Raw genomic sequence first — 23239 nt, forward strand, 5'->3', positions numbered from 1 at the left:
ACGCTATCCCCCTCCAAATAACTGCATGAGCCCTTGCATTGTTTCTAACATGTTTTCAAATAAGTTTTGTATCAACATGATATAAAAGGTCATAGCAATGACTAAAACAAATAAAGCTACAAAGATTTTTAAAGGTAAACCGACGACAAACACGTTAAGCTGTGGAACAGTACGAGCAATAATGCCTAGCGCAACGTCAACTAAGAATAAACAACCAACAATTGGAGTAGCCATTAAAAATGCAATGATAAACATTTGATTAAATGAATCAATAATATATAAAATCCAGGACTCATCTTGTAGTGGAATCAGTTGGTCTATTGGAATCAATTCATAGCTATAAAAAACACCGTCTATCATCAGATGATGACCATTCACAGCTAAAATAAAGAGCATGGTAATTGTATACATGTATTGTCCGATTAAAGGGCTTTGAACCCCTGTTTGCGGATCTATGACATTAGCAATCGCAAATCCCATTTGGAAATCAATAAATCCACCAGCAATTTGTATAGCAGCCAAAATTATATAAGCCATTAACCCAACGGAAATTCCAATGGCAGCTTCTTTAAAAAGCAACAAGAAATAGTTCTCATCAACTGTAAGTTCAGGTATATCGATCGTAAAATACATTAGTGCAGCCAAAAAAAAGCTAAAGCCAATTTTGTGTTGTGTAGGTAGATTTCGATAAGAGAAAATCGGTAGGGTTACAAAAAAAGATGTCACCCTTACAAAAATAAGTAAAAATGCAGGCAAATTAATTTCGCTTATATAATTTAACATCTTTACCCAACCAACATGTTCAAGTTCTCAAACACATGAACTGTAAATTGCACCATAGTTGTTAACATCCAAGGACCAAAAAAAATCAGACCTATGAGCACAGATACAATCTTTGGAATAAAAGCTAGAGTTTGTTCCTGAATTTGTGTGGTTGCTTGAAATATACTAACAAGCAAACCAACAGCTAATGCTAGTATTAATAGAGGACCGGAAACGAGTAAAACAGTATAGATTCCTTCCTTCGCAAATGATAGAACTATTTCACTTGTCATGCCTATTGACCCCCTTACCCATTTAGAATCCTTCCAACAACGATTTGGAAATTAAGTACCATCCATCGACCAGCACGAAGAGCAAGATTTTAAATGGTAAAGAGATCATGACAGGTGGTAACATCATCATCCCCATCGACATAAGAACACTAGCTACTGCCATATCAATAACTAAAAAAGGAACAAATATCATAAAACCCATTTGGAAGGCTGTTTTTAATTCGCTAATTGCAAAAGCAGGCACAAGGGTTGTTAACGGAATATCCTGGACCGTTTCTGGCGCTTCCATTTCAGAGTAGCCCATAAACAATGACAAATCCTTTTGTCTGGTATGTTTTGCCATGAACTCCTTCATTGGTATACTCGCTTCTTCATAAGCTTCATCTAAAGTAATCTCTTCATTAAATAGTGGCGTTAAAGCTTGATCATTTACTTCTTGAAATGTCGGTGCCATTATAAAGAACGTTAAAAACAAAGCAATACCAACGAGCACTTGGTTTGGCGGCATCTGTTGAGTGGCTAAAGAAGTCCGTACAAAAGAAAGCACAATGAGAATTCTTGTAAAACTAGTCATTAAAATTAAAATTCCAGGTGCTAGAGATAATACCGTTAATAGCAACAGCAATCGAACGGATGTAGCTACGTCTTCAGGATTAGAGCCAGAGAAAATGTCAACAAATTCATTCAAGACTGATCATCCTCCCTCTTCACAATCCGCTGTCGTTTCTTTTTCATATCACTCAGTTGCTTTTCAAATAATTGTTGGAATTGTACGGTTGACGATTGGTTTATTGAACTATCATCTTGCTTTTTTTTCGGCCTAATTCGTTTAATGCCTTTATTAATAAAGTCCTGTTGTTCCTCTTGATTCATAAGACTTTCCTTTGTAGCGTCATCTGTAATTTCTGTAATCAATTCAACAGAATCTCCAACTCCAACAACAAATACTTTGTCACCAATTCGCACCGCTTGCATCGAGCGACTAGGTGCAAGTGTTATACCTCCTAGAGTTTCCATCGTTCGGTTTTTCTGAAAAACTTTATTTCTTTTATTAAAAAATTTAAGTAATCCATAAATAAGAGCTAAAACCAAAAGCAATGCAAATATAAGTTTTATAATATTCCAAAGCATAGAAGGGTTATCTCCTGAATCAGCCATTGGAACAGACTGTTCAGGAGAGGTTTCATTCTCGTTAGTAGATTCTTCAGAACTACACCCCTCTAACTCTGGATTTTCAGCACATTCAGTAACGGATGGGCTTGCTAAAGCGCTCGTTCCAAATGAAAAGATGAAGATATATGCAATTAATAGTGTGGCCGTCCATTGAATGGCTTTTTGTAACATTTAAATCCCTACTCTTTTAATTAAGTGCTTTTTGTATTGCTTCAATTACGCGGTCAGCTTGAAATGGTTTAACTATAAAATCTTTTGCCCCTGCTTGAATAGCATCAACGACCATAGCTTGCTGCCCCATTGCTGAACACATGATAATTTTAGCGTCAGGATAGTGAGCCTTTATTTTTTTCAATGCTGTAATGCCATCCATCTCCGGCATGGTAATATCCATTGTTACAAGGTCGGGCTCATGCTCTTTATAAAGTTCAACAGCCTTTTGGCCATCCTCTGCTTCTCCTGCAATTTCATACCCGTTTTTCGTTAAAATGTCTTTTACCATCATTCTCATAAATGCTGCATCATCAACAATTAAAATACTTTCTGCCATCGTTAATTCCTCCTAATTTAATAATTATAAATTTTTCAAACGATCTTTCGCATTTAAAATATCAGTTACCCTCACACCGAAGTTTTCGTCGATGACGACAACTTCACCTTTTGCCATAAGTTTTTCATTCACATGAATATCTACAGGTTCACCTGCTAATTTATCAAGCTCTACAACGGATCCAGAAGAGAGGTCTAAAATCTCCCTAATTGTCCGTTTCGTCCTACCTAATTCAACTGTCACTTTTAACGGAATATCCATTAACATATCAAGGTTCCGCTGTTCTTTACTACTTAATTGGATATTTTCAAAATTGGAAAATTGAGCTGATTGAACAGTTGAATTATCTAATTGTTGTCCACCAGCTCCTCCTAACAGTTGCGGATCTTTTTCTAATGAAGAGCTATCTTCCGTCTGCTGCTTGGACTCTTTTGAAGCAGTTGGTTTTTCTTTAGCTTGTGACTTAGATTCAACGGGTGGAGTCGATGGTTTTTCTTCTTCATTTTCTGGAGGATTTAATAACTCATCTACCATTTCTTTAGCAAATTCAACGGGCAAAAGTTGCATTATACTAGAATCAATTAACGATCCTACCCTTAAGTTGAACGAAACTTTTATCAGTACTTCATCCTCAGGAATTTGTTCCTGCCCCTCATCTTCTACTAAGTTAAGCACGTTAATAGTAGGAGGAGTAATATCCACCTTTTTATTAAAAACAGTCGACATGCTTGTTGCCGCTGAGCCCATCATTTGGTTCATAGCTTCTTGGACAGCGCTCAAATGGATTTCATTTAGGTCTTCAGAAGGACTTGTGCCATCTCCCCCTAACATTAAATCAGCAATTATTGCAGCATCCTGACTTTTAATAACAAGCATATTTTCACCTGAGAAACCATCAGTATAGTTTACGTTTATGGCTACATGAGGTTTAGGAAACTCTCCATTTAACTGTGGACGCTTAACAATAGAAATTGATGGAGTCGTTATTTCAACTTTTTGATTTAGCAAAGAGGATAAGGCTGTAGCTGAACTACTAAAAGAAATGTTGCCAATTTCACCAAGAGCATCCTCTTCTAGTTTCGAAATATAGTCTTCTATATTAATATTCGAAGGCTGTTCTTCTGTTTTATTAAGTTCACTATTGTCATTCTTGTTATCATTGTCTCCGCCTAATAGTGCATCTATTTCGTCTTGAGATAACATGTCATCACTCATCATATTCGGCACCCCCTTGGTATTCATTTAATACTTGCACAGCCAATTTATTATTTATTTTACCTGGCTGTATATGGAATTTCTCCTCTTCATCTACTCGCAGCGTCAGCGGATCATCAATCAATTGATCTAGTCGAATGACATCCTCTTGATTTAACTTCAAAAATTCCTCAATCGACATATCTGCCTCCCCAAGGATTGCTCGCACATCTACCTTTGCCTGTTTAATCGTATTCGATAAGGCCTTCAATTCCTCTGGGTCACTTTCCTTAGGCTGTTGGTTTTGCATCCAATAGTGGACAGAAAGTTTCGGGATAATTGGCTCTAACACAACATGAGGAATACAAATATTAATCATCCCACTAGCTTCACCAATCGAAGTATTTAACGATACAACTACTACTGTTTCGTTCGGTGAAACCATTTGTAAAAATTGAGGATTCACTTCTAACTCCTCAAGAATAGGATCAATATCAACAATCGACCCCCAGGCTTCCTGGTAATTCCCTAGAGCATTTTCAAAAAGTTGAGTCATGATCGTCGTTTCAATTTCTGTTAAATTCTCAACTTTATTAACACTGCTTCCTTTACCACCAAGGACACGATCTAACATCGCATACGCAATGTTCGGATTTGTCTCTAAGATAATTCGTCCATCTAATGGTGGAACACTAAAAATATTTAAAATCGTCATTGTTGGTATCGAACGTATAAATTCTTCGTAAGGAAGTTGGTCAACAGAAGCCACACTAATATTGACATACGTCCTAAGCTGAGCTGAAAAGTATGTCGTTAATAACCGGGCAAAGTTCTCATGAATTCTTGATAAACTTCGGATTTGATCTTTAGAAAAACGTAAAGCTCTTTTAAAATCGTAAACCCGAACTTTCTTTTCATTATCTTCAACTTTTAAATCCTCAGCATCCATTTCGCCTGTAGATATAGCAGAGAGTAACGAGTCTATTTCTGTTTGGGATAATACTTCTTCTGCCAAATTTTCACCTCCACCTGTAAACCAATCAATCTATAATTCAGAAAAAACATTACTGGAGTACTTTCTTAACGGTATATACATCCGTTATTTGTCCTTCACTCATAAACTCATTTAGCTTAAGTTTTAAGTCTGTTTCTACGTTATCCAGCCCCGTTTGGAAATCTTCTCCTTCCATAGAAGCAAGTTCCTTTATTAAAATATTTTTCATTTGAAAATCCCGTTTTTCCAACTCCTCAAGGGCCTCATTACTATTCGTAACAATTCGAAAGCTAATGCGGAGGAAATCGCCACTTTTAAGGTCTGTAGTGATTTCTTCTGTCGTCAATGATGCTTCACGGATTTCATCAATGCTACGTTCGCCTTCCGCTTCACTATCAGATAAGTTTAAAACGAGAACAAGTGCAACTCCACCTAAAATCGTTAACGTTCCAAGTACAATGAGCATCGTTCGAAATACATTATTTTTCATTCTCTTCACCTGCCTTGTTTACGATTCTCAACAAGCCTATTTCCCGATAAAACCGTTTCATATCCTTAATTACTTTCTCATGGTCATCTTTAACGACAAAGTTTTTCCCTTGAGTTGTCGTGATCGTCGTATCCGGATTACATTGAATTTTTTCTATGTATATGGGGTTAAACCAAAAGATCTCTCCATTTAGCCTCGTTAATGAAATCATATAGGTGTGGGAGAGCTCTCATACAAGAGCTCTCCTCCCTCCTTTATTATCGTTTTAAGTTCACTAGTTCTTGTAAAATTTCATCTGAGGTTGTAATAATTCTTGTGTTTGCCTGAAAGCCACGCTGTGCTGTAATCATCGATGTGAACGATTCGGCTAAATCTACGTTGGACATTTCTAATGCACCAGAAACCATTTGTCCGGTACCACTCTCACCCGCAGTAAAAAGCCCTAATGCTTCGAGAGCTCCAGCTCCAGCAGCATCATCGATCATCATCCCACCATTATCAGTGTTTTGAAAGGTGTTAGATCCTAATTTTTCTAAACCTCCCGGGTTAGAAAAATTAGCCAGTCTTACTTGTCCTGCTGTTTGAGGGTTTCCTTGGGCGTTTACAAATTGCACCGTTCCATCCGTTTGAATACTAAAACTTTGAGCACTCTCTGGGATGGTAATAACACCTGGCTCTTGTAATGAATAAGGATTAGTAATACGCATTGCATCCTCTTCATTAGTAACATTAGTATTATCGTCATCCTGAATAACGTCGTTACCGTTTTCCTCAAGATAATCACCATTATCATTTTGATTGTAACCATAAGATTCACCAACTAAATACTTACCATCAGCGTTCACAATCGCTCCATCATTATCTAAATAGAAATTACCAGCTCTTGTGAACGTTGTATTCAATTCGTCGATATTATCAAAAGCTTTTTCATTTGTATCAATTCCTGTATCTGCAGTACCTTCCGCCAGCATAAACATTCCGTCGCCTTCAAGCGATAAATCCAGGGGGCGATCTGTTGTTTGCCGATTTCCTTGCGTATGGATATTGTCAATCGTACCAATTTGTGAACCGAGCCCGACTTGTGAAGGGTTGATTCCTCCACGTAAATTCCCATCATCACCTTCAATGGCTCCTTGTGCACTTGAAACGGTTTGACTCATCATATCTTGAAAGGACACACGACCCTTTTTATACCCTGTTGTATTAACGTTTGCAATGTTATTACCAATCGTATCAAGTGATGTTTGAAAACCTTTCATTCCGGAAATTCCTGAATACATTGAACGTAGCATATTGCTATCATTCCTTCCTAATTAATTTAGCTTACATCAGTCAGTTAGTAAGCTTTATAGGCCTCCCTTTCATGGGTCCAGCCTAATCATCGAGAATAATGGTACCGTTGATATTCGTAAATATGTGTGAATTCGTGTCTTCCTTATTCATAGCCGTTACTACCATATTATTTTTTGTACTTACGACGAGAGCTGCATCTTTTAACAACACTAATGAATCCGTCACACCCTTGGACTTTGCTTCGGACATCTTACTAGAAATCTGTTTCCACTTTTGGTTATCTATATTTATGTTACGATCCCTTAACCTCTCTTGAGCGTGTTTGCTCACCTGTAACGCATTGGATTTAGCTTCATTAAAAGCTTCTTTAAATGAAGCTTCCTGACTTTGCTTAGCTTTTGTATGATGAGGTAAAGGTTGTGGCTGATGTAACTGATGAATACGAGGATTCATGACCACCACTTCTTTCTATTTTACTCGTTAGCTTCGGTTACTTTTGTTATCTCTTCGACCGGAATTTTCTTCTCATTATCTAATATAAGAAATGCTTCCCCGTTTTCTTGGCTGACAGATTTGACTTTGCCCTCTTGATGTTCTTCAACGATTCCTGTTTCTTCGTTATACACTGGGAAAGTTACTTCTTTTCCAATTAAGCCGCTATATTGGATGACTGGCATAGCACCTTGATTATTAGTGAAGTTTTCCATTATGGAGGACATATTGGTCATTTGTTCTAAACTAGAGAACTGAGCCATTTGAGAAACAAACTCTTTATCTTTCATTGGATCTAGAGGGTTTTGGTTTTGCAGCTGAGCCATTAAAATTTTCAAAAATTCGTCTTTGCCAAGATCACTACTTCCTGACTTTTGGGTTGATTGATTACTTAAATAATAGCTTGGATCAATACTCGTCAACTTACCTCACCTACGCTTTCTCATTGAGTAGTATTTCTTCAAACGACAGTTCATCCTCATCTTCTAAGGATTCATCTGAAGATTGTTCGTTATTTTGTTGTTTAGATGATTGACTTTGTTCTTCAGAGTTTCCTGTGTCCTTATCTTCTTGGGAAAATAAGTTTTGACCAGAGGCTAATTCAGTTTTGTCCACGACTACTTGCTGTGGTGAAAACATATGTCTCAACTGATTCATGTTACTTTCCAACATGTCTTTAGCGGCCTGGGATGTCACCATTAATTTCACAGTCATCTCTCCGTTCATTTGAACGAGCCTGACCGTCATATCGCCCAAATGTTGGGGTTTCAATCGAATATTCATTTCTGTTTGTCCCGCATTATTTTGGAACATCCGATTTGATTTAACCAATTGTTCTAATTGTTCCATCATTTGATTTTGCATCACAGGCTGTGACTGATTGGAGTTCATGTGAATCACATATTGTTCGACCTTAGCCATAGCTGATGAAAAATTAGTTGCTTGAGCTGTTGCAGACTGATCTCCCTGAGACGATTGTGTTAGGGCCTGAGAAACCCATTTTGAAATATCTTTACTACTAATAGGCATTTGTTGGTTATAACTTGCAGGCATAGACTTTCTATTTGAGAAGTTTTTCATTAAGCCGGAAAAGAGTTGCTGTTGTTCGGTGCTTCCTTGCTTGCTAATTTGAGCTAATGTTTCTTTAAAAGCACTTATATTTTTACTCTGGCTGGCTACCTTTGTCATTTGTTCTAAAACTTGCTTTAGCTGAAGCATTGTTTTTTGATCGAATGACTCTGATATCTTCTGTTGTTGTCCTGCAGTTTCATTAGTTAACCTGCCCGAAATTTGTTCGAATCTTTGCCATAGCTTTTGTAGTTGTTCTTTCATGGAAGAACCTTCTTCAATTTTCAGATTTTTAGCTGAATTGACATTTAAATCAATAGGTACGTTAGATAGATTCATTTGAATGACGTCCGTGTTTGATTTCTTCTGCATTTTCTCCAATTGCTGGATAATTACTTCTAAGCCTTCTGCTAATTTTTCCTTATCAGCTTCACTTATATTTAGTAATTCTTTCTGCTCTAATTGAAGTAAACTTTGAAGTTCCTCTGGTAGACCTTCACTTTTCCACCTCTCAACATCACTAGAATCAATCTGTTCCATTGCATTAAGAAGTTCTTTAGGTAGATCGTTGTTAAATTCTGTATCAACAATCTGTTCTAACCCTTGAAGAAGCTTTGCTAATTCGCCCTCTGAACTATTTTCATTAAGAGAGATTCCTAGATTTTTCAAAGCATCCTTTACTTCTGATAGCAATTTCTTAACATCAGTTGCTTCACCCAATTCTCCTTGCAATAAGTTTTCAAATGCTTTTACTAACTTAGCATCGTTGGTTATTTTCCCAGAAGCATTCCCTATCTGGCTAAGACCATTTTTAGGCGTTGAAGATAAAAGTTGCATCATGTCCATTAATTCTCACCTCCTTTCAAATAAGTGTTTTTAGTTAGTGTCAGTCATTAAACTTGTTAATCTCGCTGCAACCTCAGGGTCCATCACACCTAAAATTGCTCCACGTTCTTCACTTTTAATTTGTGCCAGAAGAGAAACAGCTAGTGTGTCCTCCATATTTTCTATGATAGGAGCCGCTTCTTCTTCATCCATTTCTTGAAAGGATTGAGCCATATCTGTAGCACGATTATCTTCACTATCAACGCTTTCCTCTACTTCCAATGCTGACTCAACCTCTGACTCAAGTTTTGCAATAGTTTGATTTAAGTCATCAATAGTTGCATCTTTATTATTAATTTCACTTTCTAACTGGTCGATCTCAGCATTATTATCTTCTATCGTCGCTTCTAATTGATCAGTTTCACGCTGGGCATCTTTTTCTTCTGAAGTAGATACTATACTTGAAACGCCAGGAATCTTATTAGCATAGTTCTCTGCTCTATCAAATACGTTAACCCCCATAAAAGTAAGAACAACGAGAGTTAGAGTGAGAGCGAATATTGTCGGAACAACAATGACTAGAAAAAACCATTGCATTCGATTACTCTGGTTATTTTTCTTCTTCTTTGCCATCTGATCACCTGTTCTTGTAATTTAAATACTGTCTTGTGGATAGCTCATCCATAGATTTGTTTTCTTCAGACTTCATCCACAACTCCCGTTTAACCCTTTTATTTTCAATCAATTTTTCATACTTTTTCACCTCAATATAAGCTGATGAAAAATTTTGATGAGCTTTTTCCATTTCACTTCTTGCTTGTTGAACCTTTGGCTGAAGTAAATTTATATTGTAATCTAGTTGTTCGATATATTGTTCATGTAATATAAAAGATTGGGCTTGGACTGTAGCTTTCTTAAGTTCTTCTTGAAACTTTTCCTCAGCCTTTTCTTTCTCTTTTAAGACTTCAAATAATTGTGTAGCAACCGTTTCGAATTGGTCTACTTGTTCTTGGTAGATCTTCTGCTTCGTTTTTTTTTCTCGATCTTGTAAATCTTTTATCTTATGGAAAGTTTGTAGGCTGGTCATTAATCAAAACCTCCTAAGAAAATAATTGCTTTAGGGATTCAACCGACTTTTCAAAGCTAGATTCTTCATGAACACCTTGTTTTAGAAAGTTAATGATCGAAGGGTAGTATTGGATGGCTTCATCAACCTCGCGGCTACTCCCTCGTTTATAAGCACCAATTTGTATCAATTCATTATTTTCTTCGTAAGTAGCTAATAATGCTCTTAGTTGTTCAGCGAATTGTTTGTGCTTTGAATCTGTAATTTGGTTCATTACCCTACTAATAGATTTCAGAATATTAATAGCTGGAAAGCGTCCTTGTTCAGCTAATTTACGGTCTAGAACAAAATGACCATCCAATATTCCTCGTACCGTATCTGAAATCGGTTCATTCAAATCATCCCCATCTACTAACACCGTGTAAAAAGCTGTGATTGATCCTTCTTTGCTTGTACCTGTGCGTTCTAGTAATTTAGGCAGTGTTGCAAAGACTGAAGGAGTGTAACCTTTCGTAGTCGGTGGCTCTCCTGTTGCTAAACCAATTTCTCGTTGGGCCATTGCGAATCTAGTAACGGAATCCATTAAAAGGTTGACGTTATAACCTTGTTCCCGAAAATATTCGCTTATGGCAGTCGCTGTGTAAGCCCCTTTCACTCTCATTAAAGCGGGCTGATCAGATGTAGCAACAATCACTACAGATCGTTTTAACCCTTCAGGGCCGAGATCGTTTTCAATGAATTCTCTTACCTCTCGTCCTCGTTCACCAATTAGTGCAATAACATTGACGTCTGCTGAACTATTTCTGGAAATCATACCAAGCAACGTACTTTTTCCAACCCCACTACCAGCAAAGATCCCAATACGCTGTCCTTTGCCAACTGTCAGCAGCGAGTCAATCGGACGTACCCCCACTTGAATAGGTTCCTTAATTGTAGGTCTTTCCAGTGGATTAGGAGGTTTTTGATCAGTTGGATGAGTTTTCAACCCTTTAGGTAATTTTTGCTCATCAAGTGGCTGTCCCATAGAGTTTAAAACTTGTCCGATCAAGCCAAGTCCTGCTTTAATTTGTAGCGGCTCCCCTGTAGCTTCCACTAAACTTCCAGGTCCGATTTCTTTAATTTCTAAATAAGGCATGAGCAACAAATTCTCATGATGGAACCCAACAACCTCAGCAGCAATTTTCTTATTCGATTCTGAAGGTGTATGAATAAAACACAAATCACCGATCGAAGCAACAGGGCCTTTAGATTCAATCATTAACCCCACGACACGATGGACTTTGCCATATCGTTTATATGTATCCGTTTCCTCAATAACATTTAAGTAGAGTTGTTTATTCATCCAACTTCTCCTCTTGCACCAACTGGTAAAGTTTTTCTCTTAGCTCTTGTAATTGAGGGCCAACCCCTGCATTGATCTGCCCAAAGGGGGATTCAATAATACAGCCGAATCTTTCTATGCTTTCTTTCATATAAATCCTTAGTGTTGAGTTGAATTCTGTGATTGAATCCAACTCACTTTTTTGTGAGTGGATAATCGGATAGTCCTCAGGATGTACATTAAGAACGATTTCAGGTTGTCCTTGCACTTCCTCAATAGCCTTTTTAACAACTTCAACCAAGGAAGTATGCACTGTTGTTAACTCATGGTTCAGAATTTTTTCAGCACTTTTCACCGCAATGTCCATAATAGTCTCTTCGCTTGAAGCTACAGTTGAATGGTAATCTTTAGTAGCCATAGCAATTAGATCATTGGCTTCCTCTAATTTATCGCTATATTGCTGAAAACCCTTTCGTTCGCCCTCTTGGAATCCTGCTTGAAATCCTGCTTCTTTTGCTTTTTCTTGCAACTCTTCTTTCTCTTGTTGCCAAACTTCTTTTTGTTGCTGAATCTCGCCTTGAGCTTCTTGTAATTTATGGGATGCCTTCGCCTCTACATCCTTAGCTTTTTCCTTGGCTTCATCTATCATTTTTTCCGCTAATTGCGACTTTTCCTCTAGGTCAACAACTTCAGTGTCTAGCTCTTCTTTAGGAAGATGAACAGGTTTAATTTCAATTAAACGGCTACTTGTATTAGTGCTGTTATTAGACAATGATGTCATCTCCTCCACCACGTGCTATAACAATTTCCCCCACATCTTCTAGTCTTCGAATAGTGGATACCACTCTTGTCTGCGATTCTTCTACATCACGTAAACGAACCGGACCCATTATTTCCATTTCTTCTTTAAATGTTTCAGACATTCTTTCAGACATATTACTGAATACTAGCTCTTTTACTTCATCACTGGAAACTTTAAGTGACAAGCGAAGATCCTCGTTTTCCACTTCTCGAATCACTCGTTGAATTGCTCGCTTATCAAGGGTGACAATATCCTCAAATACAAACATTCGTTTCTTAATTTCTTCTGCAAGTTCAGGATCCTGGATTTCAAGGGCGTCCAAAATCGTACGTTCTGTACTACGATCTACTCCATTTAGAACTTCAACTACAGCTTGAATTCCGCCAGTTTCTGTATAATCTTGAGTAACAGTTGTAGAAAGCTTTTTCTCTAATATGTTTTCAACTTGACTAATAATCTCAGGGGAAGTGGAATCCATAGTTGCTATTCTTCTGGCTACGTCAGCTTGCAACTCTTGAGGAAGCTCTGACAAGATTTGTCCTGATTGCGTGGCATCCAAATAAGATAGTACAAGAGCAATCGTCTGAGGATGCTCATTTTGAATAAAATTCAAAATTTGATTAGGATCTGCTTTACGAGCAAAATCAAAAGGTTTTACTTGTAATGATGATGTTAGCCTTCCAATTATGTTAGAAGCTTCTTGGTCACCTAAGGCTTTTTCTAAAACTGTCTTTGCGTATCCAATACCACCCTGGGATATATACTCCTGTGCAATTGCAATTTGATGAAATTGCTCTAAAACTTCTTCTTTTTGTTTAGCATCTACTTTTTGCACGGAAGAGATTTCTAATGTAAGTTGTTCCATTTCTTCTTCTGTTAAATGCTTATATACTTGGGCAGCGACATCTGGGCCGAGAGAGATAAGCAGAAGAGCTGCCCTCTGCTTTCCTGATAACCCCGCTTGTTGATAGGCCAATTAGGTCCCTCCTTTAATCCTCTGAAATCCATGAGCGCAATAATTTTGCAAAATCCTCAGGCTTTTCTTTTGCCATACGTTCAAGTTGTTTACGTTTGACGGATGACTCTGTTTCTTTTTCTTCAATATCTGGTACTTCAACAGGCCCTTCCTCTTCAACATCTTCAAAAAATTCTTCTTCATTATCTTCTTTTCTGCGTCTCATCAACATCCATGCTAGCAGTAGGACTAACAGTAGTAGTAGCCCGCCTACAACATACATCCAAACTGGGATACCCGCGGACTCAGTATCGAATGTAGTACCTCCATCAAATTCCTGAAATACAATAGACGCTTTTTCTTCTGAATCTATTTCCCCATAACTTCCATCTATTGAAGTTGTAATCATAGAATCAAGAATAGATTGAACACTTTCTTCCACTGAAGCTTGTTCTTGTTGAGTAAGTGTTACTATTTCTCCTTGCTCATTTTCACCTTTTGTATTATCAACAGCTACCTGAATACCAAGGTCACGAACTTTGAAAGGACTTTCTTCAATATTTCTATGAATCCTATTAAATTCGTTATTAACGGTTTCTTTAGACATTTCATAATCACCGTTACCTTCACCATCTTCGGCTTCATAACCCGGTACATCTTCATCACCAGCACCTGGAACACCCCCTACAGGTGTACCATCTTCATAAGCCTCTTCAATGCGTTCAACGCTTACAGGTAAACCTGCCATTGTTTCTTCATCGACTGGTTCGATTAAATCTTCTGTCCGATTTTCCTGTGTGAAATCAATATCTGCTGTTACTGTAGCAACAACCTTATTTTGTCCCACCATGGTACCTAGCATCTTCTGAACACGCTGTTGTATATCTCTTTCTATGTCCTCTTTCACGCTTTGCTGATATGTATAAGCGTCAGAACTATTAGCGATTTCTGAATTATTTATGTCAAAATAGTTAAAATTTTGATCCATGATGACGATATTATCTTTAGAAAGGTTCGGAACAGATTTAGAGGCTAAGTTGTACAATGTTTCAACCTGTTCATTTTGTATTTCATGACCAGGCTGGACATTTAATACAATGGAAGCAGAAGCCTCTTGATTAGTTTCTGACATAAACACTTCTTCCTCGGGCACATTAATCATCACTTTCGCGCCCTCTATTCCAGAAATACCCGCCATTAAGCTGGCAAGTTCAGATTGCATGGCATCTAATTTAATGACGTCAAATTCGTTATCCGTCATTCCCCACGAAACGTTACCACTAAAGAAGCTGTAATCAATGTTACCGCTATCAGGTAACCCCGCTGCTGCTAGGTCCACTAATAAGGATTCTGCGCGAGACTCGGGAACAAGAATGGTCGTTCCTCCTGACTCTAATTCATAAGGAACACCTCGTACATCTAACTCTTCTTTCACTTGTCCAACTTCCTGTAGTGAAATATCACGGTAAAGGGGCACCATGTTTGACTTTGTGGCAAAAATACTGGCTATAGATAGTAATAAGATAAATCCAATAATAGATCCCAGTAAGAGCCCTTTTTGTTTTGTACTACGCTCTTTCCAGAATGTCGTAGTCTTATTGATAAATAAATTAATTTTTTCTTTCATAATTGCCCCCAAAAAAAGCACAATTTAAGAGAATATATATAATAATTAAATTGAACTGTTGTTATACTTGCATCCGCATGATTTCTTTATAAGCCTCAACCACTTTATTTCGTACTTCTATGGTTGTTTGCATAGTGACGCTTGATTTTTCTGAAGCAATCATTACTTCATGAAGATTATCAACCTCACCATTTGCTAAAGCTTTGGTCATGTCATTAGATGTGTTTTGTGTTTCATTAACATTTTCAATTGCTTGCTTTAAGTTGGAAGCAAACTTTGAATGAGCTTCATTAGGTGTTACATCTTTTGCATGTTGTGCTACTGGTGGTTGAATAGCAGCATTATTCGTTATCGGTGTGATATTAACCATAATAGTGCCTCCTTATTTACTTCCCAATTTCTAAAGCCTTCATGAGCATTCCTTTTGATGCATTAAGAGCCGTTACATTAGCTTCATATGATCGTGTAGCACTCATCATGTCTACCGTCTCTTTTAAGGGGTCAACATTTGGCATTTCTACATAACCATTTTCATTGGCATCCGGATGGTTGGGATTAAAAACTTGTTTAAAAGGATCTTGATCTTCTTGGATTTCAGTCGCTCTCACTCCTCCAGTAGCACTGGATTGAGTAGAACCGTATTGTGCTTTTTCCAAAAAAGAACCAAAGGATTGATCCTTTGGTTGGAACTCGACCATTTTTCGGCGATATGGCTCCCATTCACCATTCTCGTTTTGAGTTGCTCTTGTTGAGTTAGCATTCGCCATATTAGAAGTGGCCACATCCATGCGAAGTCTTTGAGCAGTTAAAGCACTACCACTTGTATTTATAGAATTAAAGATACTCATCTCTAATTGCCTCCTCGAATAACACTTTTTATACTATTAAACTTTCCACTCATTCGATTAACTAAGGCTTGATACTGTATTTGGTTTTTCGCTAACTCGTTCATTTCTTTATCGATATCTACGCTGTTACCATTATGATTATATGTAGTGCCTTCATTAGTAACTGTTACAGAGTTAGATGTGCCTTGCCCCTCAAATGGCAAATGTCTTGAATTAGTTCTTTTCGCCTCAAAACTCCCCAGTTCATTCTGCAATACGTCTTTAAACACAACATCCTTAGATTTATATCCCGGGGTATCCACATTGGCTATATTATCTGAGATGGCTTCATTTTTTTTAGTGGAATGGTTTAAAGAGTTCTCCAGCGTAGTAAATGTGTCATTGAATAATTTCATTTGAACCCCCCCCTTTTTTTGACAATGCTAAAATTAGCACAAACTACATTCTAGGAAACTTTTATTAATCTGTCTATCGGAAATTTTTTGTTATCTTTTAAACAACAATCTTTTTTGATCTAGTAATATAATTTATAACTATACGTTTTTGGTTTGTCGAAAAAACTATTATAATGAACATTATTACACAATTATGTCATAAAATAAATTGAAATTTTCATGTATATTTAAAAAATTATGAAAAAAATATGATTACTAAACTTTCGCATCTGTAAATTGTTAAAAAAAGTAATATATTTAGGTATCATTACTACTATGAAACTGATTCCTGTATTACTCAAGATTTTGGTTTTCTGTCAAATATGGTGATTAAACTTGAGCCTTTCTAACCTCGTATCGCCACAATATTTCCTTTTTTAATCGTTCTATTATCTTTTTTCCGGGCTACGTTAAACGTTCTTTTCTTAAGATGACTGCCCCCCTAAAATATACTGCCTTTTTCAGACATAAAAAATAACCCCCTTCATAATAGACTAAAGTCAATGTTTCAGTGTCTATTATAGGGGATCACTTTAAAGTTGGAAGCTACTCTTTACGCTTAGTTGGAACGTAATTTTTGCAATTCGACTAAGAAATTATTGTTTAATACTTTAATATACGTCCCTTTCATACCTAGAGAACGTGACTCAATAACACCAGCACTTTCAAGTTTACGGAGTGCATTAACAATAACAGAACGTGTAATACCTACTCGATCCGCAATTTTACTTGCTACTAGCAGTCCTTCATTTCCCTCTAATTCTTCAAAGATATGTTCAATCGCTTCTAGTTCACTGTAGGAAAGAGAACTAATCGCCATTTGGACGACAGCTTTACTACGTGCTTCATGTTCAATTTCTTCAGTTTTTTCATGAAGAATTTCCATACCAACAACGGTAGCTCCATATTCAGCTAGTAGTAAATCATCCTCATTAAAACTCTCATTTAAACGACTCAGAATTAATGTACCAAGACGCTGACCTCCACCAATAATCGGTACAATAGTTGTTAAACCTTCTTCAAATAAGTCTTTGTTTTCTACAGGGAAAGCTGTGTAATCACTTCCAATATCAATATTAGGAGTGGTTTCCTGTATGTTGAATAAGTTTTGCGTGTATTCCTGTGGAAATTGACGGTCCGATAGAATAGCTTTCATTCTCTCGTTTTCGATTTCCTGTTTAATAGCAAATCCTAAGAGCTTTCCTCTACGGCTTAATACAAAGGTATTTGCTCCAATTACATCTCTCAATGTTGCAGACATGTCGTTAAAGTCCACCGATTTCCCTGTTGTCTTTTGTAACATTGCGTTAATTCTTCTTGCACGATTAAGTAATTCCATTATTGTTCCTCCTAGCAAAATTCGTTAAAGTATAAATCTGCTTAAATCTTTATTTTTAACAATAGTAGATAATTTGCTTTCTACATATTGAGGGGTTATTTCTATAGTTTCTAACGTGACGTCTGGCGCTTCAAAAGATAAGTCTTCCAATAGCTTCTCAAGAATAGTGTGTAGCCTTCTCGCTCCGATATTTTCGGTTTCTTGATTCACTTCATAGGCAATCTCGGCAATTCTATTAATAGCATCGTCAGAAAATTCGACCTTTATACCTTCTGTTTCCAGAAGTGCCACATATTGTTTCAATAAAGCATTAGAAGGCTCTACTAAAATATTTCTAAAATCCTCGATTGTAAGTTTATTTAACTCTACCCTAATAGGAAAACGACCTTGCAGCTCTGGTATTAAGTCGGATGGCTTTGCCATATGAAAAGCACCAGCAGCAATAAATAGTATATGGTCTGTAGATACTGGACCATATTTTGTCACAATGGTTGATCCTTCTATGATCGGAAGAATATCCCGCTGAACACCTTCTCTTGAAACATTTGCTTGATTGTCACCTTTAGCTGCTACTTTATCAATTTCATCAATAAAGATCATGCCTGATTGTTCCACTTTCTCGACAGCTTCCTGGCCGATTTCATCCATGTCGACGAGTTTCTGTGCTTCTTCCTGTGACAGCAATTTTCGAGCCTCACTAACAGGAAGTCTGCGTTTTTTCTTCTTCTTAGGCATGAATTGACTAAAGGCATCTTGCATGTTCATCCCCATCTGTTCCATACCTGATCCTTGCATCATATCAAACATGGATGACTGAGATTCCTCGATTTCAATTGTCACTGTTTGGTTTTCAAGCTCTCCTAAATCCAACTGATGCCTGATTCGGCTTCTTTTCGTCTCAATCTCTGTTTCTTCATCACTTGGGTCCTCCTGAGAGGGATCTTGTTCATTTTGTTGGAATAGCATTTCAAAAGGATTTTTCATAGAATTAGTTTGTTTTTTCTTAGAAGGTACAAGTAATTTTACTAAACGTTTATTTGCTTGTTCTTCTCCAGTGCTTTTTACATTTTCCATTTTTTCATCTTTAACCATACGAACAGCCATCTCAACAAGGTCACGTACCATTGATTCTACATCGCGACCGACATAGCCCACTTCCGTAAATTTAGTAGCTTCCACTTTAACAAATGGTGCTCCAACAAGTTTGGCTAACCTTCTGGCAACCTCTGTTTTCCCGACCCCAGTAGGACCCATCATCAATATGTTTTTAGGAACAATTTCGTTTTTTAAATGATCCGTTAATTGCATCCGACGATACCTATTTCGTAAAGCCACTGCAACGGACCGTTTTGCATTTGTCTGACCAATTATATATTGGTCCAGTCGCTCAACAATTTGTTTTGGAGTTAAATTTATAGACATGATGCAAACCTCCTTATTCTAAGACCTCTAGAGTTATTTGATCATTAGTAAATACACATATTTCTCCTGCTATTTCTAAAGCTGATTGAGCAATTTGTTTAGCTGATTGCCCAGGTGAATAACGCTTAAGGGCACGGCCAGCACTTAATGCATAGTTTCCCCCAGAACCGATAGCTAATATTCCATCGTCTGGTTCGATTACTTCTCCTGTCCCAGAGACTAGAAACATCTTCTCTTTATTCATCACAATGAGCATAGCTTCTAATTTTCTCAAAACCTGATCGCTCCGCCACTCTTTTGCTAACTCTACAGAGGCTCTAGCAAGATTTCCATCATAGGCTTCTAACTTTGCCTCAAATTTTTCAAAAAGCGTAAAAGCATCCGCAACAGATCCGGCAAAACCAGCTAATACCTGTTCATTATACAATCGACGAACCTTTACCGCTTTATGTTTCATGACCACTTGATTTCCTAGCGTTACTTGACCATCTCCACTCATAGCTGACTGCCCTTCATGTTGGACAGCAAAGATGGTTGTTGCATGAAATTGTTGATCCATTCGATCACCTCATTACTTATTTGCGCGCGGATGACTATTCATATAAACATTTCGAAGTCGATCCTTTGTAACATGTGTATAAATCTGCGTGGAAGATAGATGTTCATGGCCTAATAATTCCTGCACAGAACGAAGATCCGCCCCTTGATTGATTAAATGTGTAGCAAAAGAATGTCTTAATTTGTGTGGATAGATATCCACAGTAAGAGCTGCGTCTTTCACCATTTTGTCTAATATCATTCGAATCCCTCGGGCGGTCAATGGCCCACCTCTAGCATTTAAAAAGACATTATGGGTTGAATTATTGCTTTTGCTAAGTAAAGTTTCCCGACCATATTCAATATAGTCTGTTAAAGCATCTGCTGCGAATTGGCCAAAAGGTACATACCTTTCCTTTCGACCTTTTCCTGTTATAAGTAATGTAGTCAATGAGAAATCAATATCACTTATCTCAAGCTGTTTACACTCACTAACACGTATCCCCGTTCCATAAAGTAGTTCAAGTAACGCTTGGTTACGCTGTCCTAATGGAGTGGTTAGATCACTTACTGTAAATAAATGTTCCAGTTCTTCTTCATAAAAAAACTGTGGAATCGGATTTTCCGATTTAGGCATTCGTATATTTAAAAAAGGATTATGATGAACTAACTGCTCTCTCTCCAAAAATCGATAAAAGCTTCGTAAGCATGATAGCCTTCTTGAAATGCTCCTTCGCGACAATTCCTTTGAATGAAGTTCTGAAAGATATACCCTTATTAGCGAATAATCCACTTCTTTAAGAGAAGAAATGGACTCTGACATCATAAAGCTAAAAAAGTTTTCAATATCATCTTTGTATTGATCAATAGTTAAAAAGGAAGCATTTTTTTCAATTTGCAAGTATTCCACAAATTGATTCTTTTGATAAATAAGTTCGTTCATAGTTCACCTCACAAAGCGTTTAAATTTTATCACACTATTCACTGTTTTAACAATAAAATTCATGAAATTGTAATAAAATTCTGAATTGTTTCTTAGTCGCCTACTCTATTATACGGCTAAGAAGGTGAAAAATAAACATGCTAAATAATAATACTGTAAAGTAAATATTCTTACCAAACGGTAATTATATCGGTAGCAATAAGCAGTGTCAATCAATTCGTATACTGTCAGTAAGCAAACTCCTTATCGAGAAATGGTCTTGCTTATTACCGAAAAAGTCTAAGTTTCAGAATAAGAGCTTCAATATATCCATTGTTAAAACGGATACATAAAGGCATATAATATTTTTCTGTCTTCCATCGTTTCTTCCAAACAAGTCTCCAACCCTGGTCTCGCTTGCATTTTTTATATTCTCCTGAGTTACTGACAGATCAAGCATGATCACCACATTCGTTATAGAGCCGGATTTTAATCCTCCTCGTTTGTCTCTCTCTACAGTCTCTAAAACCCATAAGAGAGTTGAAAAGAGATAAACTCAGTACACACTCTAGAGTTGTTGAGTTTCGGTTGCAAATCCACATAAAAAAGTAGTTCAGTTAAGGGTACAAGTTGCATTTTTGTACTCCAAAACTAAACTACTTCCTTTTTTAGCATAAGTTTTTTATTTTTATGACTGCTGTGTTTCTTTATAGTCACACTCCGTACACTGTATTTGAGTACCTTTTTTAGATTTTTTCTCTACTAGTAGTGATTCACACTTTGGACAAGGTCTTGAAATTGGCTTATCCCATGAAATGAAGTCACAATCAGGATACCTTTCACAACCGAAGAATTTACGATTTTTCTTACTCTTTCTCTCTACTACTTCACCTTGCTTACATTTTGGACAATTAACTTCAATTTTCTTCAGGATTGGTTTTGTATTCCTGCATTCTGGAAAATTAGAGCATGCGAGAAACTTCCCGTACCGTCCCATTTTATAAACCATTTCGTGTCCGCAATTCTCGCAGTCAATACCTGCGGGCTCATCTTTAATTTCTATCTCTTCCATTTCTTTTTCAGCTAATTGAAGCCTTGGTTCGAAACCCTGATAAAACTGAGAGATAATTGAAACCCAGTCTTGTTTTCCTTCTTCGACAGAGTCAAGATCATCCTCCATCCCTTTTGTGAAGGCTACATCAATAATCTCTGGGAAATATTCGTTCAATTGCTCTAAAACAATTTCCCCTAGTTCTGTAGGAACGAATCTTTTATTATCTAATGACACATAACCACGACGTTGAATTGTGTCTAATGTAGGTGCATACGTAGAAGGACGTCCAATCCCTAGTTCTTCTAGAGTTCTAACAAGACGAGCTTCCGTGTACCGCGGAGGAGGTTGTGTGAAATGCTGGTTAGGTTTAATCTCTTCCGCTTTTACCGTCATCCCCTCTTCTAAGTCTGGTAGTAATTTATCTTGTTCTTTCTTATTGTCATCTCTACCTTCAATGTATATCTTCATAAAACCTTTAAATTTAACTTTGGAGCCTGTTGCTCTAAACTCTACGCCTTGGTTGTACATATGAACAGTCATCGTATCTAAAATAGCTGGAGCCATTTGACTTGCAATAAATCGATCCCATATTAATTTATATAGTCTATATTGGTCACGTGAAAGAAGACTTTTCATTGATTTTGGGTCGCGTGGAGCTCCTGTAGGACGAACAGCTTCGTGAGCATCTTGGGCTCCGCCTTGTTTTTTCTCATTCGTGTTATTCGCCAAATACTCTTTTCCAAAATTACTCTCAATATAATTTTTTGCATCTTCTTTAGCTGTATTTGAAAGTCTAGTCGAATCCGTACGCATGTACGTAATTAATCCCGTAATTCCTTGTTTACCTTTAAGATCAATACCCTCGTACAATTGCTGAGCGACCATCATAGTCTTTTTAGCTCTAAAGTTCAGCTTACGAGCGGCTTCTTGTTGTAGTGAAGACGTAGTAAAAGGGTTAGAAGGATTACGCTTTCTTTCTCTTTTATTTACTTTTTCAACTGAAAATTGATCACCATTCATACGATTCTGAATCTCTTTAACATCATCTTCAGTTTTTAACTCTTTCTTTTTCCCGTCAACACCGTAGAATGATCCTTCGAATGGTTCCTTGTCCTTTAAAAATTCAGCATCAATCGTCCAGTATTCCTCGGGTTGGAACTTTTTAATCTCATTTTCTCTATCAATAATAATTTTGACAGCAACAGACTGAACCCTTCCGGCACTTAGTCCCTTTTTAACTTTTTTCCATAAGATTGGGCTAATATTATAGCCAACTAAACGATCTAAAATTCTTCTTGCCTGTTGAGCATCGACAAGGTCGGAGTCGATCGTCCGAGGCTGTTTGAAAGAATCTTTAATCGCTTCTTTTGTAATTTCATTGAAGACAACGCGACACTCTGATTTATCATCAATGTTAAGACTATGAGCCAGGTGCCACGCAATCGCTTCCCCTTCGCGATCGGGGTCGGCTGCGAGATAAACTTTCTTTACTTTTTTAGCAGCTGTTTTTAATTCTTTTAATACAGGTCCTTTTCCTCTAATCGTAATATATTTAGGTTCAAAATCACTTTCCACATCTACCCCCATCTGGCTTCTAGGTAGATCGCGAATGTGTCCTAAAGATGCTTTAACTTTGTATTTTTTTCCAAGGTATCGTTCAATTGTTTTTGCTTTAGCTGGTGATTCAACAATTACGAGATAATCTGCCATGTGCTTTCCTCCCATAGAGGTATTTCTATTTTTATTATTTATATGCATATCTGAAATCTTCCCTATTA

Annotated in this window: 27 protein-coding genes; all 27 read right to left on the minus strand. The window is 37.2% G+C overall.

Going from position 1 to position 23239, the window contains the following annotated elements:
* Window positions 1-3: 3 nt before the first annotated feature.
* Window positions 4-783 (minus strand): flagellar biosynthetic protein FliR, encoded by a 780-nt coding sequence (fliR, locus tag ACFQIC_RS04935; RefSeq protein WP_204707805.1) that lies wholly within the window; start codon window positions 781-783, stop codon window positions 4-6.
* A gap of 2 nt (window positions 784-785) precedes the next feature.
* Window positions 786-1055: a flagellar biosynthesis protein FliQ gene (fliQ, locus tag ACFQIC_RS04940; RefSeq protein WP_204707806.1), complete on the minus strand. Its 270-nt coding sequence runs from the start codon at window positions 1053-1055 to the stop codon at window positions 786-788.
* 22 nt (window positions 1056-1077) lie between these two features.
* A complete protein-coding gene (gene fliP, locus ACFQIC_RS04945) occupies window positions 1078-1743 on the minus strand; it encodes a flagellar type III secretion system pore protein FliP (protein ID WP_204707807.1) in 666 nt (221 codons plus the stop codon).
* The gene (locus ACFQIC_RS04950; RefSeq protein ID WP_204707808.1) at window positions 1740-2399 is read right to left on the minus strand and encodes a flagellar biosynthetic protein FliO; all 660 of its coding nucleotides are present in this window, start codon (window positions 2397-2399) and stop codon (window positions 1740-1742) included. The genes fliP and ACFQIC_RS04950 overlap by 4 nt, the downstream gene beginning before the upstream one ends.
* 16 nt (window positions 2400-2415) lie before the next feature.
* The gene (locus tag ACFQIC_RS04955; RefSeq protein ID WP_204707809.1) at window positions 2416-2778 is read right to left on the minus strand and encodes a response regulator; all 363 of its coding nucleotides are present in this window, start codon (window positions 2776-2778) and stop codon (window positions 2416-2418) included.
* 24 nt (window positions 2779-2802) lie between these two features.
* Window positions 2803-3996, minus strand: a complete 1194-nt coding sequence (gene fliY / locus ACFQIC_RS04960; RefSeq protein WP_204707810.1) for a flagellar motor switch phosphatase FliY — start codon at window positions 3994-3996, stop codon at window positions 2803-2805.
* Entirely contained in the window at window positions 3986-4987 is a 1002-nt protein-coding gene (fliM, locus tag ACFQIC_RS04965) for a flagellar motor switch protein FliM (RefSeq protein WP_204707811.1), read from the minus strand. The genes fliY and fliM overlap by 11 nt, the downstream gene beginning before the upstream one ends.
* A gap of 49 nt (window positions 4988-5036) precedes the next feature.
* Window positions 5037-5456, minus strand: a complete 420-nt coding sequence (gene fliL, locus ACFQIC_RS04970; protein ID WP_204707812.1) for a flagellar basal body-associated protein FliL — start codon at window positions 5454-5456, stop codon at window positions 5037-5039.
* On the minus strand, window positions 5446-5667 hold the full coding sequence (locus ACFQIC_RS04975; RefSeq protein WP_204707813.1) for a flagellar FlbD family protein: 222 nt from the start codon (window positions 5665-5667) through the stop codon (window positions 5446-5448). The genes fliL and ACFQIC_RS04975 overlap by 11 nt, the downstream gene beginning before the upstream one ends.
* A gap of 46 nt (window positions 5668-5713) precedes the next feature.
* Window positions 5714-6748, minus strand: coding sequence for a flagellar hook-basal body complex protein (locus ACFQIC_RS04980; protein ID WP_204707814.1), 1035 nt, complete (start codon window positions 6746-6748; stop codon window positions 5714-5716).
* A gap of 82 nt (window positions 6749-6830) precedes the next feature.
* A complete protein-coding gene (locus ACFQIC_RS04985) occupies window positions 6831-7202 on the minus strand; it encodes a TIGR02530 family flagellar biosynthesis protein (protein ID WP_204707815.1) in 372 nt (123 codons plus the stop codon).
* Window positions 7203-7222: 20 nt separating this feature from the next.
* On the minus strand, window positions 7223-7663 hold the full coding sequence (flgD, locus tag ACFQIC_RS04990) for a flagellar hook assembly protein FlgD (RefSeq protein ID WP_204707816.1): 441 nt from the start codon (window positions 7661-7663) through the stop codon (window positions 7223-7225).
* 10 nt (window positions 7664-7673) lie between these two features.
* Window positions 7674-9155, minus strand: coding sequence for a flagellar hook-length control protein FliK (locus tag ACFQIC_RS04995; RefSeq protein WP_204707817.1), 1482 nt, complete (start codon window positions 9153-9155; stop codon window positions 7674-7676).
* Window positions 9156-9185: 30 nt separating this feature from the next.
* On the minus strand, window positions 9186-9767 hold the full coding sequence (locus ACFQIC_RS05000; RefSeq protein WP_204707818.1) for a MotE family protein: 582 nt from the start codon (window positions 9765-9767) through the stop codon (window positions 9186-9188).
* 4 nt (window positions 9768-9771) lie between these two features.
* Window positions 9772-10221: a flagellar export protein FliJ gene (fliJ, locus tag ACFQIC_RS05005; protein ID WP_204707819.1), complete on the minus strand. Its 450-nt coding sequence runs from the start codon at window positions 10219-10221 to the stop codon at window positions 9772-9774.
* Window positions 10222-10234: 13 nt separating this feature from the next.
* Window positions 10235-11542, minus strand: coding sequence for a flagellar protein export ATPase FliI (fliI, locus tag ACFQIC_RS05010; RefSeq protein ID WP_204707820.1), 1308 nt, complete (start codon window positions 11540-11542; stop codon window positions 10235-10237).
* Window positions 11535-12293 (minus strand): flagellar assembly protein FliH, encoded by a 759-nt coding sequence (fliH, locus tag ACFQIC_RS05015; protein ID WP_204707821.1) that lies wholly within the window; start codon window positions 12291-12293, stop codon window positions 11535-11537. The genes fliI and fliH overlap by 8 nt, the downstream gene beginning before the upstream one ends.
* Window positions 12286-13299: a flagellar motor switch protein FliG gene (fliG, locus tag ACFQIC_RS05020; RefSeq protein ID WP_204707822.1), complete on the minus strand. Its 1014-nt coding sequence runs from the start codon at window positions 13297-13299 to the stop codon at window positions 12286-12288. The genes fliH and fliG overlap by 8 nt, the downstream gene beginning before the upstream one ends.
* A 13-nt stretch (window positions 13300-13312) precedes the next feature.
* Window positions 13313-14905 (minus strand): flagellar basal-body MS-ring/collar protein FliF, encoded by a 1593-nt coding sequence (fliF, locus tag ACFQIC_RS05025; protein WP_204707823.1) that lies wholly within the window; start codon window positions 14903-14905, stop codon window positions 13313-13315.
* A 61-nt stretch (window positions 14906-14966) separates the two neighbouring features.
* Window positions 14967-15275 carry a flagellar hook-basal body complex protein FliE gene (gene fliE, locus ACFQIC_RS05030; protein WP_204707824.1) on the minus strand — a complete coding sequence of 103 codons (309 nt, stop codon included), beginning with the start codon at window positions 15273-15275 and terminating at the stop codon, window positions 14967-14969.
* A 16-nt stretch (window positions 15276-15291) separates the two neighbouring features.
* The gene (gene flgC / locus ACFQIC_RS05035) at window positions 15292-15753 is read right to left on the minus strand and encodes a flagellar basal body rod protein FlgC (protein ID WP_204707825.1); all 462 of its coding nucleotides are present in this window, start codon (window positions 15751-15753) and stop codon (window positions 15292-15294) included.
* A 2-nt stretch (window positions 15754-15755) separates the two neighbouring features.
* Window positions 15756-16148, minus strand: coding sequence for a flagellar basal body rod protein FlgB (gene flgB / locus ACFQIC_RS05040; RefSeq protein ID WP_204707826.1), 393 nt, complete (start codon window positions 16146-16148; stop codon window positions 15756-15758).
* Between the two features lie 598 nt (window positions 16149-16746).
* Window positions 16747-17526: a GTP-sensing pleiotropic transcriptional regulator CodY gene (gene codY / locus ACFQIC_RS05045; RefSeq protein ID WP_204707827.1), complete on the minus strand. Its 780-nt coding sequence runs from the start codon at window positions 17524-17526 to the stop codon at window positions 16747-16749.
* 24 nt (window positions 17527-17550) lie between these two features.
* On the minus strand, window positions 17551-18948 hold the full coding sequence (gene hslU, locus ACFQIC_RS05050; protein WP_204707828.1) for an HslU--HslV peptidase ATPase subunit: 1398 nt from the start codon (window positions 18946-18948) through the stop codon (window positions 17551-17553).
* 13 nt (window positions 18949-18961) lie between these two features.
* Entirely contained in the window at window positions 18962-19507 is a 546-nt protein-coding gene (gene hslV / locus ACFQIC_RS05055; protein ID WP_204707829.1) for an ATP-dependent protease subunit HslV, read from the minus strand.
* A gap of 12 nt (window positions 19508-19519) precedes the next feature.
* Window positions 19520-20428, minus strand: a complete 909-nt coding sequence (gene xerC, locus ACFQIC_RS05060; RefSeq protein WP_204707830.1) for a tyrosine recombinase XerC — start codon at window positions 20426-20428, stop codon at window positions 19520-19522.
* Window positions 20429-21095: 667 nt separating this feature from the next.
* On the minus strand, window positions 21096-23171 hold the full coding sequence (gene topA, locus ACFQIC_RS05065; protein ID WP_204707831.1) for a type I DNA topoisomerase: 2076 nt from the start codon (window positions 23169-23171) through the stop codon (window positions 21096-21098).
* Window positions 23172-23239: the final 68 nt, after the last annotated feature.

This window comes from Halobacillus seohaensis (assembly GCF_042663045.1).
GTDB classification, from domain to species: Bacteria; Bacillota; Bacilli; order Bacillales; family Halobacillaceae; genus Halobacillus_A; species Halobacillus_A seohaensis.